This window comes from Shewanella decolorationis (assembly GCF_004354305.1).
Taxonomy (GTDB): domain Bacteria; phylum Pseudomonadota; class Gammaproteobacteria; order Enterobacterales; family Shewanellaceae; genus Shewanella; species Shewanella decolorationis.
In genome coordinates this window covers 4,376,058-4,391,768 of the sequence record NZ_CP037898.1, presented here as the reverse complement: position 1 = coordinate 4,391,768, position 15,711 = coordinate 4,376,058, and the positions used below count along the sequence as shown (strand labels likewise).

Annotated in this window: 11 protein-coding genes, 3 tRNA genes and 2 pseudogenes; 3 read left to right on the top strand and 13 right to left on the bottom strand. The window is 45.6% G+C overall.

Translation table 11 applies throughout. The features are described from left to right. Window positions 1-79: pseudogene (locus EYR25_RS19640) on the top strand (IS200/IS605 family transposase); the annotation flags it as partial. Between the two features lie 140 nt (window positions 80-219). Here the strand turns inward: EYR25_RS19640 and nadA are convergent. The 3 genes from nadA to EYR25_RS19625 form a co-directional block, all read right to left on the bottom strand. Continuing rightward, window positions 220-1,293, bottom strand: coding sequence for a quinolinate synthase NadA (gene nadA / locus EYR25_RS19635; RefSeq protein WP_011622789.1), 1,074 nt, complete (start codon window positions 1,291-1,293; stop codon window positions 220-222). A gap of 508 nt (window positions 1,294-1,801) precedes the next feature. Further along, window positions 1,802-2,425, bottom strand: coding sequence for a DUF2987 domain-containing protein (locus tag EYR25_RS19630; protein WP_133182403.1), 624 nt, complete (start codon window positions 2,423-2,425; stop codon window positions 1,802-1,804). Continuing rightward, window positions 2,418-3,230, bottom strand: a complete 813-nt coding sequence (locus EYR25_RS19625; RefSeq protein ID WP_133182401.1) for a glucosaminidase domain-containing protein — start codon at window positions 3,228-3,230, stop codon at window positions 2,418-2,420. Before EYR25_RS19625 ends, EYR25_RS19630 begins: the two co-directional genes overlap by 8 nt. Before the next feature lie 316 nt (window positions 3,231-3,546). Between EYR25_RS19625 and EYR25_RS19620 the strand changes: the two genes are divergently transcribed. Next, a complete protein-coding gene (locus EYR25_RS19620) occupies window positions 3,547-4,470 on the top strand; it encodes a YvcK family protein (RefSeq protein WP_133182398.1) in 924 nt (307 codons plus the stop codon). A gap of 130 nt (window positions 4,471-4,600) precedes the next feature. On the opposite strand, the gene EYR25_RS19615 is transcribed toward EYR25_RS19620, so the two are convergent. The 4 genes from EYR25_RS19615 to EYR25_RS19600 all read right to left on the bottom strand — a co-directional run bounded on the left by EYR25_RS19615 (window position 4,601) and on the right by EYR25_RS19600 (window position 6,397). Continuing rightward, a complete protein-coding gene (locus EYR25_RS19615; RefSeq protein WP_133182396.1) occupies window positions 4,601-5,794 on the bottom strand; it encodes an amino acid aminotransferase in 1,194 nt (397 codons plus the stop codon). A 293-nt stretch (window positions 5,795-6,087) separates the two neighbouring features. After that, window positions 6,088-6,174 (bottom strand) — tRNA-Leu (locus EYR25_RS19610). A 49-nt stretch (window positions 6,175-6,223) separates the two neighbouring features. Continuing rightward, window positions 6,224-6,297: transfer RNA gene (locus EYR25_RS19605), tRNA-Cys, on the bottom strand. A gap of 24 nt (window positions 6,298-6,321) precedes the next feature. Then, window positions 6,322-6,397: transfer RNA gene (locus tag EYR25_RS19600), tRNA-Gly, on the bottom strand. Window positions 6,398-6,735: 338 nt separating this feature from the next. Between EYR25_RS19600 and EYR25_RS19595 the strand changes: the two are divergent. Continuing rightward, window positions 6,736-6,904: pseudogene (locus tag EYR25_RS19595) on the top strand (integrase core domain-containing protein); the annotation flags it as partial. Between the two features lie 50 nt (window positions 6,905-6,954). On the opposite strand, the gene EYR25_RS19590 reads toward EYR25_RS19595, so the two are convergent. The 6 genes from EYR25_RS19590 to aspS all read right to left on the bottom strand — a co-directional run bounded on the left by EYR25_RS19590 (window position 6,955) and on the right by aspS (window position 15,691). Further along, window positions 6,955-9,516 (bottom strand): TonB-dependent receptor plug domain-containing protein, encoded by a 2,562-nt coding sequence (locus tag EYR25_RS19590; protein ID WP_133182394.1) that lies wholly within the window; start codon window positions 9,514-9,516, stop codon window positions 6,955-6,957. Between the two features lie 975 nt (window positions 9,517-10,491). Further along, on the bottom strand, window positions 10,492-11,496 hold the full coding sequence (ruvB, locus tag EYR25_RS19585; protein WP_088211177.1) for a Holliday junction branch migration DNA helicase RuvB: 1,005 nt from the start codon (window positions 11,494-11,496) through the stop codon (window positions 10,492-10,494). 120 nt (window positions 11,497-11,616) lie between these two features. After that, complete coding sequence (gene ruvA / locus EYR25_RS19580) at window positions 11,617-12,234, bottom strand: Holliday junction branch migration protein RuvA (RefSeq protein ID WP_011626232.1); 618 nt, start codon at window positions 12,232-12,234, stop codon at window positions 11,617-11,619. Next, the gene (gene ruvC / locus EYR25_RS19575; RefSeq protein WP_011716951.1) at window positions 12,231-12,752 is read right to left on the bottom strand and encodes a crossover junction endodeoxyribonuclease RuvC; all 522 of its coding nucleotides are present in this window, start codon (window positions 12,750-12,752) and stop codon (window positions 12,231-12,233) included. The genes ruvA and ruvC overlap by 4 nt, the downstream gene beginning before the upstream one ends. Before the next feature lie 200 nt (window positions 12,753-12,952). Beyond that, window positions 12,953-13,699 carry a YebC/PmpR family DNA-binding transcriptional regulator gene (locus EYR25_RS19570; protein ID WP_133182392.1) on the bottom strand — a complete coding sequence of 249 codons (747 nt, stop codon included), beginning with the start codon at window positions 13,697-13,699 and terminating at the stop codon, window positions 12,953-12,955. Between the two features lie 216 nt (window positions 13,700-13,915). Beyond that, on the bottom strand, window positions 13,916-15,691 hold the full coding sequence (gene aspS, locus EYR25_RS19565) for an aspartate--tRNA ligase (RefSeq protein ID WP_133182390.1): 1,776 nt from the start codon (window positions 15,689-15,691) through the stop codon (window positions 13,916-13,918). Window positions 15,692-15,711: the final 20 nt, after the last annotated feature.

Below are 15,711 nucleotides of genomic sequence, written 5' to 3'. Positions count from 1 at the left end.
CGAGGAAATAATCCGTAGATACGTTAGGCATCAAGAGAAAGTAGAGCGGCAAGAGCAGGGTCAACTTGCTCTTGAATAAAGGCCCCCTTTTAGGGGGTTAAAACAAAGCCACCTTCTTCAGAAGGTGGATTCTTTACTATCAGTAACAAACTGTAAGTAAAACATATCCCCGCTTAGCGGGGATATTGATGTTAACACTCTATGTATAACTCAAAGCGCTTAGGCATTGCCCTTCACTTTCATATTCAGTGTCTTAGCGAAGTCGAGCATACGGGTCAGCGGAATTAACGCTTTTACTCGCAAGTCTTCATCGACAAAGATTTCATGGGTCGTTTTGTCACTATCACTTAATGACGCTTCAATCGCTTTTAAGCCGTTCATGGCCATCCAAGGACAGTGTGCACAGCTCTTACAGGTGGCACCGTTACCACCAGTAGGCGCTTCTATCAATGTTTTACCCGGCGCCGCTTGTTGCATTTTGTAGAAAATCCCGCGATCGGTCGCCACAATAAAACGCTCGTTAGCCATGGTTTGCGCAGCTTTAATCAACTGGCTGGTAGAGCCCACGGCATCGGCCATCGCCACCACACTCGCGGGTGACTCTGGGTGCACTAGAATAGCGGCATCGGGATAAACACGCTTTAAATCACGCAGCGCATTGGCCTTAAACTCATCGTGAACAATACAATCGCCCTGCCACATCAACATCTCGGCGCCCGTTTGTTTGGCAATATAACTGCCTAAATGGCGGTCTGGGCCCCAAATGATTTTTTTACCTTCGCTGTCTAAGTGCTCAACGATTTCAAGGGCAATACTCGAGGTCACCACCCAATCGGCTCGGGCTTTTACCGCCGCGGAGGTGTTGGCATAAACAACCACTGTATGATCAGGATGTGCATCGCAGAAAGCGCTGAATTTATCGATGGGGCAACCTAAGTCCAATGAGCAGGTCGCCTCCAAGGTTGGCATCAGAATGGTTTTTTCTGGGCTTAAAATTTTGGCGGTTTCACCCATAAACTTCACCCCTGCGACGATTAACGTCTTGGCGGGATGATCGCGACCAAAGCGCGCCATTTCAAGTGAGTCGGAAACGCAACCGCCGGTTTCTTCGGCCAGCGCTTGAATTTCAGGGTCGGTATAATAATGGGCAACTAATACCGCATCTTTTTCAATCAACAGCTGCTTGATACGTGCCTTGTAGTCCGCCTTTTCAGCATCGGACAGAGGAATTGGCTTAGGCGGAAACGGATAATCAATAGTTTCGATTGTTGGGGCAAATGGGCTGGGGCTCATAACAAATCCATCAGGATAACAACGTTTGCGAATTATACGTAATTGGGATCAAAAGATTAACCCATTTATGGCCTGCGAATAAAAAAGGGCACTAAATTGTGTAATGCCATCAGTTAAGCATTAAATAATCAATGGACCGTTTTTCCAGACTGCCAAAATCCAAGTGTATAATAGCATTAGGATTTTTATGTTTCTAATACCAAACGTATTAAATATCTGTTCATTCAGCGGGAGTTAAACGGGCTTTAGATAAGGCGAAGGCTTAAGGCATAGTGGCGCTCTGTCGAAAGCCTTAAACGCAGTATAAAGCCCATTCAACCCCGCCCTTAGGGAGCCTCACAGGCTTATCAGACCTCCTTTGTCCAGACTTATTGAACCATGTCTGGCCGATAAGGGGCTACCATCAAAAACCGACGACTCCCGATGGGATTAATGGTCTGGAGTATCGTCAGTTAGCTTAATAGAAGTGTTACCACATCAGTGGACTTTTATGGCTACAAGCCTATCGTTACTTAACCCAAGGGCTCAGTACGGTCGGTTCTTGGCTAAATTGCAACGATGTCAAACTGTTAAGTTGTTCAGTACTCAACTTAAAGCTGCGGTTCACCTGTTGCTCATGTCCATCAAGCGTCACTGTAACTGCTTGGTCTTGAGCAAACTCAAAGTTTAATCCTGCGATTGGCTCCTTAAAGTAGCGCATCGGGAAGCCCTGCATGGCACCGAGTAAAGCATCCATTTCGCTGGCGATTTGGGTTAGTCGCGCCTTTTCATATGTCACTAAAGTCTGCTTGGCTCTGACTTGCATCGCAATACCACAGCCGTCAGCCTTGCCCTCAAACTCCAAATTTACTAACGCGCGTTGATCTTTAAGCGCGTCATCAAAGGGAATAAACAAACGCTGCGCCTTAGTATATGTCAGTGGCGTTGAATTTAATTCACTCGAAATAGTGCCACTCTGGATCAGGCAATTAGGCAGCATAGGCACACTAAAGGCAATTTCGACTAACTGATAATTGCCCTTATTGACTTGCTTTAATCTGTCATAAAAGCCTTTATATTCTAAGGAAATCGTTTCTGCATGCAGGTTTGTTGCACATAAACAAAGCCCCACTAACCACCATTTTTTATACATCCGCCTTCACCAAATACTTTTCATTATGACGTAACATATCGAGTAATTCGTCGATATAAGCTTCTTGCCTTTCAGAATAATTCACTAATCCATAAATCAGCTGATCGGCACTTAACTCGGCTTCCTGAGCACGTAAATCGGCCCGTATTGAGCGAAACAGCGTATATGCCGTATTCGAGTTCAAATTGCGCATGTAGGAAGACACTGAAGCGTCTACCGACGGAAACACTTTCACTTCATGGGTTTTGCCTGAACCACGAGAGGATGGCACTATGCCGCAGCCATTGCTAAAACACCATTCGCCGAAAAAGTTAAAGCCTTCACGGGCAAAACGCGAACTGCCCCAACCCGATTCATTGGCCGCCTGAATTAGCACCATAGATTCGGGAATGATATCGACCCGTTTAAGTAAACTGTTGAGTGATTTTGCATCCACATTACGGGCAGCATATTGATATTTATCAAATAACTGATTGAGCTGCGCTAGCTGTGTATCCGACAGAGTGCTGTCGTTCTCCACTAAGGCCAGCATCTCGGTGATAAACTCACGCTCGGTGGTAATGATAGCGTTTTGTTGTTGAATAATCGGCCTAAGAAAATCAAAAAAGGCACGCTTTTTTTCTCCCACATCACTGATGGCAGAAAAGTCAGGCACTTGTGTAACGGGTTCAACGGAGTTTTCAAGTTGGTTAACGATAGATTCAGGCTCATCGATAGTAGGAATGAGCCAGACTCTCAGCGAAAAAATCGCTAAAATAACCAGAGCTAACGCGAGTGTAAACGAACCAATTCTACCTATTTTCAATAAGTCACCTTTGATATTGAGTCACGAGTGGCAAAATAAGCGCCAGATTATATGTCATATCTTGAAATTCACGAAATGTGGCAGCAAAACTGCCCATACCAAGCGCTGGTATGAGTTTGTTACGCCAAAATGCGATCCTGCGCTTAACTCATACACTTTGGTACATTTGCAGCGTGAATATTTAGTGCATGCTTTTGACTGAGCTTTTATACTAAGGTTCCGTTAACGCAGGTGTTGGCAAACGAGCCAAAACATGACTGAGTAGCACCGCTTAACAACAGGACAGGATTTTATGGGTATTCAGGAAGGAACCCTCATGCAACATCAAATCTTAAATCAATACAGAGACGTGGTCGCCATTGGCGGTGGTCACGGCTTAGGTCGCGTGCTCTCATCGCTGGATTTTCTAGGCAATCGCCTCACCGGCATTGTTGCAACCACGGATAATGGTGGCTCTACTGGCAGATTACGGGCCGAGCAGGATTGTATTGCGTGGGGCGATCTGCGTAATTGCCTGTCTCAACTTGCCCATCGCCCATCGGTGAGCTCGCAATTATTTGAGTATCGCTTTCAGGGCGAAACTGAACTTCGCGGACACAATCTGGGTAATTTGATGTTGCTTGCCCTCGATAAGCTTTGCGTTAGACCCCTTGAAGCCGTCAATCTTATTCGGCATATGCTTAAGATTGAAACCAATATCATCCCTATGTCAGAGCAACCAACCCATTTAGTGGCATTGCAAGCCTCTGGCTGTAAGGTCTTTGGTGAGGTTAATGTCGATAAGATGAATGAGGCGCCCATTGCCTTATGCCTTGAGCCACAGGTTGATGCGACCGCCGAAGCCTGTGATGCCATCAGCCGCGCGGATCTAATCATTCTCGGTCCAGGGAGTTTCCTGACGAGTATTATGCCCCCGCTGTTACTGCCCTGCTTTGCCAAAGCCTTAGCGATGACCACTGCGCCCGTGGTTTTTATCGACAATTTGAATGAAGAAACTTCGCCAGCAGGCCAGTTTAGTATCGAACAACGGATTGCTTGGTGCCATCAAGTGATTGGTAAGCCTGTGATCACTAAGGTGCTACGCCACTCTGAACAAGTGCGCCTTGGGACTTTGATGAATTACTTTCCGTTAAGGAATCGCCACAATCCGCAATTACACGATCAGGCAGGTCTGCGTGATGCGCTAAGCGCAGTGTTGAGAATAAAGTCGGATTTACCGCTAGAAACCTTGGCGTCATAACGACGGGATTAATCGCATCCATTCAGCGCATCCCAGAGATTCAAAATGTACAAAATACAAAAAGGACAGCTAAGCTGTCCTTTTTCGTAAGCCCTCTTCTTATATTAGAGGACTAATTTAAAGGGCTAAATTAAAGAACTTGAGCAATCGCTTTACAGATCACAGGCATATTGGTTTTGGTCATACCCGCCACACTAATGCGGCCCGAACCAACGATATAAATACCAAACTTGTCTTTCAAGCGTGCAACCTGCGCTTTATTTAAGCCAGAAAAGCTAAACATACCGTTTTGGCGAGAAATAAAGCTGAAGTCTTGAGTCACTCCTTCATCCTTTAAGCTTTGGACGAACAGAGTACGCATCTCGGCGATACGTTCACGCATTTCGGTCAACTCTTGTACCCAAAGTGCTTTTAATGTCGCATCGCTTAAAATGGTGCTAACGATTAACGCACCGTGTGCGGGTGGGTTTGAGTAATTGGCGCGAATGGTACGCTTCACTTGGCTAAAGGCACGTACCGCTTCATCGGCATTTTGTGCAACCACAGTCACAGCGCCGATACGCTCGTTATAAAGACCAAAGTTTTTAGAAAATGAGTTAGCCACTAACAACTCAGGTACTTTTGCAGCCACTAAACGCAGGCCTGCGGCATCTTCTTCAATACCTGCGCCAAAACCTTGGTAAGCAAAGTCAAACAATGGCACTAACTGCTTGTCTGCACAAAGATTAGCCACCAATTCCCATTGGGCTAAGGTCAAATCAATGCCCGTTGGGTTATGGCAGCAACCGTGCAGTAGAACAATGTCACCCGCCTGTGCGTTGGCGAGATCTGTCATCATGCCATCGAAATCGATATCGTGAGCATTAGCATTGTAGTAACCGTATTCTTTAACCGTTAAACCCGCAGTTTCGAAAATATTCTGATGGTTCGCCCAAGTAGGGTTACTTACCCACACAGTACGCGATGGCGTGTTGCGCAGTAAAAACTCGGCGGCAATACGCAGTGCACCAGTACCACCTGGCGCCTGAGCGGTCGCTGCGCGGCCTGACGTCACAAGCGTACTGCCCTCACCAAATAATAGCTCTTGCACTACGCGGTTATAGGTTTGAACCCCTTCAATACCTAAATAGTTCTTGGTTTTCTCTTGCTCAAGCAATAGGGCTTCTGCTTTCTTCACTGACTGTAATACTGGAGTCTGCCCTGCTTCATCCTTATAAATGCCAACACCGAGGTTCACTTTATCTTGGCGTGGATCGGCCTTGAAGGTATCGGTTAAACCAAGGATGGGATCAGCGGGTGCGAGTACTACCTGAGAGAAAATCATGACTACTTATCCTAAATGTTCACGTGTAGGGGAAATTCGGCTTATTTATACCACTGTCTTAAGAGGGGGAATAGCGCCTATTGCCGCATCTTAAGGAAATAGTTTGCGTATTATGGATTGATTAAAATAAATAACAACTAAATGAGAGATCAATTGTCTTGAAGCTGAAATTTTTGATAATTGTGATTTTTAAGAGGCAGATCACTATTCGTTTTAGGATTAATTTGTAGGGGGTTGAACTGGATTTGCGGTAATAAAAAAAGGCCTAACAGATGTTAGGCCTTTTTATGTTATGGTACCCGAGGCCAGACTTGAACTGGCACGCTGTTACCAGCGAGGGATTTTAAATCCCTTGTGTCTACCGATTCCACCACTCGGGCAAACTCTTTGTATTAACGACGAGAATCGTGTCATTAATACCTTAATCTATGGAGGCGCGACCCGGAGTCGAACCGAGATCGACGGATTTGCAATCCGCAGCATAGCCATTCTGCCATCGCGCCATTTTTTCCAAACTCGTTAAGAGTTGGAGCGACATATCGGGTTCGAACCGATGACCTATACCTTGGCAAGGTATCGCTCTACCAACTGAGCTAATGTCGCATCGATGTCATAGCTTAATGATTTATTAAGCTTAGGGGTTACGTTGCTACGCTTTCCCCTGACTGCGGATTGGCATTCTACCGATTTAACCTTCAGAGTCAATCAACAAATTTGAAATATTGCGCTTAGGGGCACTGTTTGCCCAATATTCAGCCACAGAGATAAAATGTGCCGATAGAATATACAATTTGCCAATTTTCTTTGCAAAGGTTCAGGCTACCCATCCATTGATTGCTCTCACAATAAAATAACTTGTCTATAGCTAAAAGTTGTCTAGTGAAATAGTGGCAATTCAAGTTTGAAAAGTATCAACGCTATTTAAAGCGAGTCACTGCTAACAAAATGCCTTGGCAGAGCGAGTAAACAGAATATTGAAGCAAGAGTTTTTAACACATATGCCCGCAGGCACGACAGATAGTGACAGAAGCGCTCGCCATCTATAATCAACGAGGGGCCAATTTGGCCTTAAAAAACAAAACGCCCGATGAGGTTCATCGGGCGTTTTAGGTAGAAATAAGCGTCAACTTATTCCAGAACTAGATAAATTCTATTTAACATTAGAACTTAACGGTTACACCACCGTAAATCGTACGACCAATAGTGTCGTAAACCTCTGGTACTGTACCAGCATCACTGCCGTTAGTTACGTAAAGAGGTTTCTCATCAGTAAAGTTCTTCACACCTAAACTAACGGTTGTGCTGTCATTTACATGATAAGTACCAGAAATGTTGTGATACAGAATTGAATCTACACCTCTTACTGCAACGAATGGGTTGTCATTGGCATCATAATCAGTGTAAACGTCTGTCATCGATCTAATATAACGGTTGAAGTACATTACGCTCCAATCATCTTGACCTGCAGAGATGCTGAAGTTGTTACGTACGCGAGCATAAGCTCCCATATTACCATCGATTGTACCAGTATAGTTTTCACCATCCTGTTCGAACTTAATCAAGTAAGTAGTATCGTTACTTACTTTCCAATCTAAACCAAGTAGTTCAAAGTTATAAGCTAAGTTGAAGTCTACACCGCTAGTGTCTTGTGTACCTACGTTAGTCAGTGCACTTGTTAAGTTAAATAAGTCACCATCCGCAGTAATATTGAATGTGCTACAAGCTTCTGCATCACCACCATGACACGCGTCTAAACCAACTTGCACGTCTGCACGAGCAATTGCATCAGTGACTTTGAAACGCCAGTAGTCAAGGGTGATTGACATGCCATCAATATAGCTTGGCGAATACACCAGGCCAGCAGTATAAGACTCTGATTCTTCAGGTTTCAAATCAGGATCAGATGTACGATTCACTAAAATCTGACCAGTTTGCTCACTCAGAGGTAACCAAGGATTCGTTAAATAATCAAATGAACCTGAGTTACCGCCATATAGCTCTGCAACGCTAGGAGCACGGAAACCGGTCGCTGCTACAGTACGAACCATCAGCTCATCAGTAGCAGTGTAAGTTAAACCAATTTTCCAAGTGGTTGCTTTACCGAAAGTTGAGTAATCGTCTAAACGCAGTGCAAATTCACCCGTCAGTTTTTCAGTAAATGGTACGCTCACTTCTTGGAAGATAGAAATAACGTTGTAATTGCCACTTGTAGGATCTTGTTGAGCGGCAGTACTGTCACCTGCAACCACAATTGGATCTGGATTGTAGAAACCACTTTCACGACGGTATTCAGCACCGATAGCGAAACCTACGGCTCCGGCACTAAGATCAAACAATTCACCGTTAAGACCTGCAGACAGCGTTTGTTGCTCGTTACCACCCGACTCTTGCTGGTCATAAGAAACATCCTTCATAGCATCAGTCAGAGGGGTACCTTCAAACCAAGCATATGGGTCAGCATAGATTGAATTAGCCATTAATGTTGCGTTAATAGAGTTAGCAACACCTGTTTTAGCCTCGTTTTTACCAAATGTGTAATCCACATTCCAGTTCATACCAGTATGCACGTCTAACGAACCCGCTAAACCTGCTGATAAACGCCAAGTATCAGTATCTTGACTGTAAACACGAGGACCGACATCGTTCATACGTCTGTTGTATTGCACTTGCCCACGAGCATCAGCCTTGATCCCCGCATCAATCATACCTTGGTCAAGGGTCAGACATCCTGCAGTTGGATCTGTTACTCTTGGATCGCCACACACATTCAATTTAATTTGGGCAGGCTGCGCGGCTAATTGTTGGTTAGAACGACGGTTGGTATAGATAGCATCGGCAGTCAGTACAACATCATTGCCTAACTCTTGTGCCATATTGGCAAATAAGCTACGACGCTCACTTGGTGTTTGGAAATAAACGTCATCAGAGTAGTTATAACCTGTTGTTCGATTAACCCAATTACCATTGGCATCGATAACTTTTTGGTTCAATGCACCTGTTGGAATAATTGAACTGGTATTATCCAATGGATCATACCAATCACGGTCACCTTGAATCACACCACGACGATCTGAATAAGCCGCACCAAAAGTGTAGTTACCACCATCGGTGTTGAAGCCATACAGTGCGCTCACATCACCATTTTCACCGTCACCTTTGTCGGTACCACTACCATTGAAGTCTAATTGGAAACCTTCAAAATCTTTTTTGGTGATGATGTTTACTACACCGGCAATCGCATCAGAACCGTATACCGCTGAAGCGCCATCTTTCAGGATTTCAACTCGAGCAATCATAGCAACTGGGATAGAGTTTAAATCCACAGAACTGTCAGCGCCCGAACCTGAGTTCACCATGCGGCGGCCGTTTAATAGTACGAGAGTACGTTGCGAGCCCATACCACGTAGGTCAACTTGAGCAACACCGTCCGCACCGTTGTTAGTGGTTGAACCAACTGCAGCACCCGCCATTGAGGTTTGAACTTGTAACATTTGGTCTACAGAGGTAAAGCCTTCGGCTTTGATTGCAGCAGCATCAATAACGGTAACAGGAGAAGCTGTTTCCATATCTTGGCGTTGAATACGTGAACCCGTGACTTCAATACGTTCAACTTTTGCGGTCTCTTCAGCTGCAAATGCGCTTGACGCAACAAAGGTGCCAGCCGCAATTGAACTAACGACAGCTAAATTAATAGCTGACGCAATTTTGGTTCTTTTGATCATGAATGAATGCTCCCTAGATCTTGCTATTATTTTTATGCTTACAGCTTGTACAACAATTTGCTGTACGACTGTTGCGCTTGATACTGAGGATTCACTTTCATTCAGTCAATCTTCATTTTTTTAACCTTGAAAACTTTTTTGTTTATTATTTTGACTCCAATTGTAAATTAATTGTTTTACCTCAACCTTGAATGCTAACCAACTCCTATTTACAGGATTAAAAACCGTATATTTCGATAATAAGCAGTGATTAAACCTGTTAAAAAAATAACATTTAACAAACATACAGCAAGCTCAAAAATGTGACATGAATCACACTTTATCGGGGGAAAACTATCTGTCGCACAGAATAATGTATCGATTAATTATGAAGAAATATGCATATCGGTAATCATTGCAACATAAAGAACCCTGTAAATATCAGGGATTTTACTTTGCGCACCGATACAAAATGAATAAGTTGTAATTTTTATGCACTGCAAGTGTGCAACAAACACAAATGCAACAATTCATCGCCAATTTAGAACAAGCATAAATATGGGATGATTTAGGATGAGGTAAGGGCTAAAAAGGAGAAATACACAGCATCAATGGAATAAGAAAACGTTGAGCAACATCACTGTAAATGCTGTTTTATAGACAACACAAACGCATTCTAGGCTTATTTATAATCAACATATAAATACATTTGTTTTATTGTTGTTAATTTATTAAATTAAATATTATTTACAAACAAAAATAAGATTATTATTTAGCCGAACAAACTTAAATAAAAACAGTATTCCAGTGACGAACCTGCTCCACAGTCCATTTAATTAAGCTGTTATTCATTAAATAATATTCATCTAACGATATAGATGTGGATAACCCTAGCGGCAAGTCATCTGGTGACAAAAAGTAGCAATAACAAAGTCGGTAAAAACAGAAAAGCGGCCAAGGCCGCTTTTTTGGTAACAAGGTCATCCTTCTTGGATGTTACTCTGGTTTTATCATGCCGAAATGCAAATAGGCTCTGGTTGTGGCAATACGACCACGTGGAGTACGTTGGATAAAGCCTTGTTGGATAAGGAATGGCTCCAATACATCTTCGATGGTTTCACGCTCCTCACCAATAGCCGCGGCAAGGTTATCAAGCCCCACAGGGCCACCCATAAACTTATCGATAATGGCAAGCAGCAGTTTTCTGTCCATATAATCGAAACCTTCACCATCGACATCGAGCAAATCGAGTGCCTGCTCCGCAACTTTTTGCGTCACAGCGCCGTCGTGTTTCACTTCCGCATAGTCACGCACTCGGCGCAGTAAACGGTTGGCGATCCTCGGTGTTCCCCGCGAACGTTTGGCAATTTCGGTGGCTCCTTCAGCATCAATTGCCAATCCCATCACCTGCGCCGAGCGGGTCACAATAGTACTTAAATCTTTGACATTATAAAACTCTAGCCGCAGTGGAATGCCAAAACGCGCCCTTAGCGGAGAGGTTAACGCCCCTGCCCGCGTGGTCGCGCCCACTAAGGTGAACGGTGGTAGGTCCAACTTTATTGAGCGTGCAGCAGGCCCTTCACCGATCATAATATCCAGCTGATAGTCTTCCATCGCAGGATACAGAATTTCTTCGACGACAGGACTTAAGCGGTGGATTTCATCGATAAAAAGCACGTCCCCCGCCTCAAGATTGGTGAGTAGTGCCGCCAAATCCCCAGCTTTCTCAAGCACAGGCCCCGACGTCGATTTAATATTTACGCCCATTTCATTAGCCACGATCATGGCTAAGGTGGTTTTACCTAACCCTGGCGGGCCGTAGATCAACATATGATCTAAAGCCTCTTCACGATTCTTTGCCGCTTGAATAAACACTTTTAATTGGGCACGTGTATCATCCTGCCCAGTATATTCATCGAGCAATTTAGGGCGCATGGCCCTGTCGATAACATCATCTTGACCTTGCAGCTGCGGCTGGATCAGTCTATCTGCTTCAATCATTTACCTATTCCTGTTACCGCATCGGCATACGGCACTTGCAATTTGAGCACTGTTGCAACCTAACTGGTTGCAAAAATCGCGTACCGCAATATAACACTCGCCTCAATAAAAACCATGCCATTAGAGCATCGATTTTAACGCAGCCTTAATCAAGGTCTCACTGTCCATGCCTTCTTTATAGGCGGCAGATACAGCTTTACTCGCCTGTGGAGGTTTATAGCCGAGGGAGATCAAGGCTGAAATCGCATCCTCTTCGGCACTGTTTACCGTCGGTGCAGGTGAGTAGTTGGATTGCAACACAAACTCACGCTCAGAGCCCACGGATGCCTCCATCAAGCTTTTCAGTTTATCGCGCATCTCAACCAATAAACGTTCGGCGGTCTTTTTACCGACACCGGGTAATTTCACCAACGTCACTATATCATCACGCTCGACGCAGCCGACAAACTCGCTGGCGGTCATGCCTGAAAGAATGGTTAACGCCAGTTTAGGACCCACGCCGTTAGCCTTGATAAGTAAACGAAACAGTGAGCGCTCTTGCTTAGTGATAAAGCCGTAAAGCAGCTGGGCATCTTCACGCACCACAAAATGGGTATACACTGTGGTCGGTTGGTTGACCTCGGGGAGTTCATAAAAGCTGGTGAGGGGCATCTGTAACTCGTACCCCACGCCATTGACATCAATCAACACCTCTGGCGCTTGTTTTTCAATTAACACGCCACGTAAACGACCTATCATCTGTACCGTCCATATGTTCTTGTTGTCGCTCGGCCGCTTAAGGCGACCAAACTTTGATTGGTGTGATAATGACATACCGCAACGCCGAGCGCATCCGCAGCGTCGGCCTGTGGCGCCGCGGGCAGCTTAAGCAATTGCTGGATCATATGTTGAACCTGTTCTTTCTTGGCGCGCCCTGTCCCGACCACCGCATTCTTAATTTGGGTGGCACTGTATTCGGCAACGGGTAAGTTGGCCACTGTCGCGGCCACGATGGCTGCGCCACGGGCTTGGCCCAATTTCAAGGCCGAGTCGGCATTTTTGGCGAGAAACACCCGCTCAATCGCAAATTCATCGGGTTGGTATTGGCGAATAATTTCACTTATCCCATCAAAGATTTGCTTGAGTCTTAATGGTAAATCCTCACCCGAGGTGCGAATGCAGCCGCTGCCCAAATAAAGTTGCTGCCGCCCTAGGCATTGAATAACGCCATAACCTGTGATCCGAGAACCTGGGTCAACCCCTAAAATAATCGCCATGCTATCCCTAATGCCTGTTCCCGACTTAAGACAACCCATTCAACGGATAACTTAAGCACTAGCAACAGTGCAAAAAATCATAAATCTCACTAAGGTGGCCTAAAGCAAAACGCAGACGCTAAGTTCAATCACTGTCTCAAGCTCTGGAGCGAAGTTTGTCAGCTGACTTTAGGCCACCTAACTCAGGTTAATGCTAAGACCTAACCTAAGCTTTCCATAAGCTCATCGGAGATTTCGGCATTATGATACACCTCTTGCACATCATCGTGCTCTTCTAGGGTATCGATAAGACGCATAAACTTCTCCGCCGTCTCGGCATCTAACTCGGCTTTGGTCGAGGCGATCATAGCAATTTCAGCGTTATCACTGACAAATCCTGCGGCATCGAGGGCATCTTTCACCCCGTAAAACTCGGTCGGTTCAGTAAATACGTCAATTGCACCATCATCGTAACTCACCACATCTTCGGCGCCCGCTTCCAGGGCCGCGTCCATCAGGGCGTCTTCATCTGTGCCAGGTGCATAGGACAACACACCGCGCTTAGTGAACAAATAAGCAACCGAGCCATCGGTCCCTAAGTTACCGCCGGATTTACTAAAGGCATTACGTACGCCACTCACGGTGCGGTTACGGTTATCTGTCATGGTTTCAACCATCACAGCGGTACCGCCCGGGCCGTAACCTTCGTAAATAATGGTCTCGAGTTGTTGCCCTTCAAGTTCACCGGCGCCACGTTTGATTGCGCGCTCAATGGTGTCGCGGGTCATGTTGCCGCCAAGTGCTTTATCGATGGCGATACGCAGACGCGGGTTTGAATCGGGATCCGAGCCACCTTCACGGGCAGAAACCGTTAACTCACGGATAAATTTAGTAAAGAGTTTACCGCGTTTGGCATCTTGCGCTGCTTTGCGGTGTTTAATGTTGGCCCACTTACTATGACCTGCCATGGGAGTTCTCCTCTACACATAGCCATTGCACATCTTATCAATAGCCTAAGGTAACCTTGACGGCGCCTCTTATGAGGTTCCTATAGCCAATGTTCCTTGACCAAAAGATTGACGGCAAATTCAGTGACGTCGATAACGCAGATATTGATAAGAAATGAAATGACGGGGTAAAAATAGACCGAGGCTTGCGCCTCGGTACTCGATAATCACTAAAGATTAGTCTTCAGTCTTCGCGGCTTTCACCACGGAAATGCCTAATTCTGCTAATTGTTGTGGGTTAGCAAAACCTGGCGCATTGGTTAACGGACACGCCGCTGTGGTGGTTTTCGGGAAAGCCATCACATCACGGATGGAGCTTGCGCCCGTCATCAGCATGATAATACGGTCTAAACCGAATGCCAGCCCCGCATGTGGTGGCGTACCGTAGCGCAGCGCTTCGAGTAGGAAGCCGAATTTCTCTTTCGCTTCTTCATCAGTAATGCCGAGAATACGGAATACCGCAGACTGCATCTCTTGGTTGTGGATACGCACCGAACCACCACCTAATTCACAGCCGTTTAATACCATGTCGTAGGCATCAGACACACGGTTAGCCGGATTGGCTTCCAGCTCTTGTGGTGTCACGCCGCGTGGCGCAGTAAACGGATGGTGAACCGCGTGGAAGCTGCCGTTTACCTTCTCAAACATTGGGAAGTCAACCACCCACAGTGGACGCCATTGACCTTCGAGCAAGTTAAAGTCTTCACCAGCTTTAAGACGCAGTGCGCCCATAGATTCGGCAACCACAGTTACGTTATCAGCCCCAAACAGGATGATATCGCCCGTTTGTGCGCCAGTGCGGCTGATGATTTCGTTCACAATGCCTTCGTTTAAGAACTTCAGCACAGGTGATTGAATGCCATCTAACCCTTGAGTCAGGTCGTTTAGCTTCATCCACGCTAAACCTTTAGCACCATAGATACCGACAAACTTAGTGTAATCATCGATTTGCTTACGGGATAAGCTTGCGCCACCTGGAATACGCAGCGCCGCAACACGGCCTTCTTCATCATTAGCAGGGCCTGAGAATACCGCAAACTCCACTTCTTTGAGTAAGTCAGCCACGTCAACCAGTTCTAATGGGTTACGTAAATCTGGCTTATCTGAACCGAAACGACGCATGGCTTCGTTATAGGTCATACGTGGGAATTCGCCTAAATCGACGTTCAGCATCTCAAGGAACAGACCACGCATCATCTCTTCAGTCTTTGCCATCACTTGCTCAGACGTCATAAATGAGGTTTCAATATCGATTTGAGTAAATTCTGGCTGACGGTCAGCACGTAAGTCTTCGTCACGGAAGCATTTTACGATTTGATAGTAACGATCAAAGCCTGACATCATCAGTAACTGTTTAAACAGCTGTGGTGATTGTGGCAGCGCGAAGAATTGACCTTTGTAAGTGCGGCTTGGCACTAAATAGTCACGGGCACCTTCTGGCGTCGCCTTGGTCAGAATAGGCGTCTCGATATCTAAGAAGCCATTTGAGTCGAGGAAACGACGCACAGCACTGGTCACTTTCGCACGGAACATTAAGCGCTGCGCCATTTCTGGGCGACGTAAATCTAAATAACGGTATTTTAGACGCTGCTCTTCACTGTTGTTTTGATAGTTATCTAAGCTCAGCGGCAGCGGCTCAGAACTGTTGATAATGGTCAGTTCTTTACCTAATACTTCAATTTCGCCGGTCTTCATTTGCGCGTTAACTTGGCTATCAGGACGGGCACGAACCACGCCTTTTACCTGCACACAAAACTCGGCGCGCAGCGTACTGGCCACATTGAACACCTCAGGTAAATCTGGATCGTAAACCACTTGGACCAGACCTTCTCTGTCTCTTAAATCTAAAAAGACTACGCCACCCAAATCACGGCTACGATTAACCCAACCTACCAAGGTAACTTCTTGTCCAACGTGAGACTTATTGACGTCTCCACAATAATGACTGCGCATCTAACTCTATCCTTTATCCG

Bases quoted from the DNA above. Each gene is read 5' to 3' on its own strand.
- nadA (WP_011622789.1), bottom strand. From the start codon at position 1,293: ATGAGCCCCAGCCCATTTGCCCCAACAATCGAAACTATTGATTATCCG.
- EYR25_RS19630 (WP_133182403.1), bottom strand. From the start codon at position 2,425: ATGTATAAAAAATGGTGGTTAGTGGGGCTTTGTTTATGTGCAACAAAC.
- EYR25_RS19620 (WP_133182398.1), top strand. From the start codon at position 3,547: ATGCAACATCAAATCTTAAATCAATACAGAGACGTGGTCGCCATTGGC.
- EYR25_RS19615 (WP_133182396.1), bottom strand. From the start codon at position 5,794: ATGATTTTCTCTCAGGTAGTACTCGCACCCGCTGATCCCATCCTTGGT.
- EYR25_RS19590 (WP_133182394.1), bottom strand. From the start codon at position 9,516: ATGATCAAAAGAACCAAAATTGCGTCAGCTATTAATTTAGCTGTCGTT.
- ruvB (WP_088211177.1), bottom strand. From the start codon at position 11,496: ATGATTGAAGCAGATAGACTGATCCAGCCGCAGCTGCAAGGTCAAGAT.
- ruvA (WP_011626232.1), bottom strand. From the start codon at position 12,234: ATGATAGGTCGTTTACGTGGCGTGTTAATTGAAAAACAAGCGCCAGAG.
- ruvC (WP_011716951.1), bottom strand. From the start codon at position 12,752: ATGGCGATTATTTTAGGGGTTGACCCAGGTTCTCGGATCACAGGTTAT.
- EYR25_RS19570 (WP_133182392.1), bottom strand. From the start codon at position 13,699: ATGGCAGGTCATAGTAAGTGGGCCAACATTAAACACCGCAAAGCAGCG.
- aspS (WP_133182390.1), bottom strand. From the start codon at position 15,691: ATGCGCAGTCATTATTGTGGAGACGTCAATAAGTCTCACGTTGGACAA.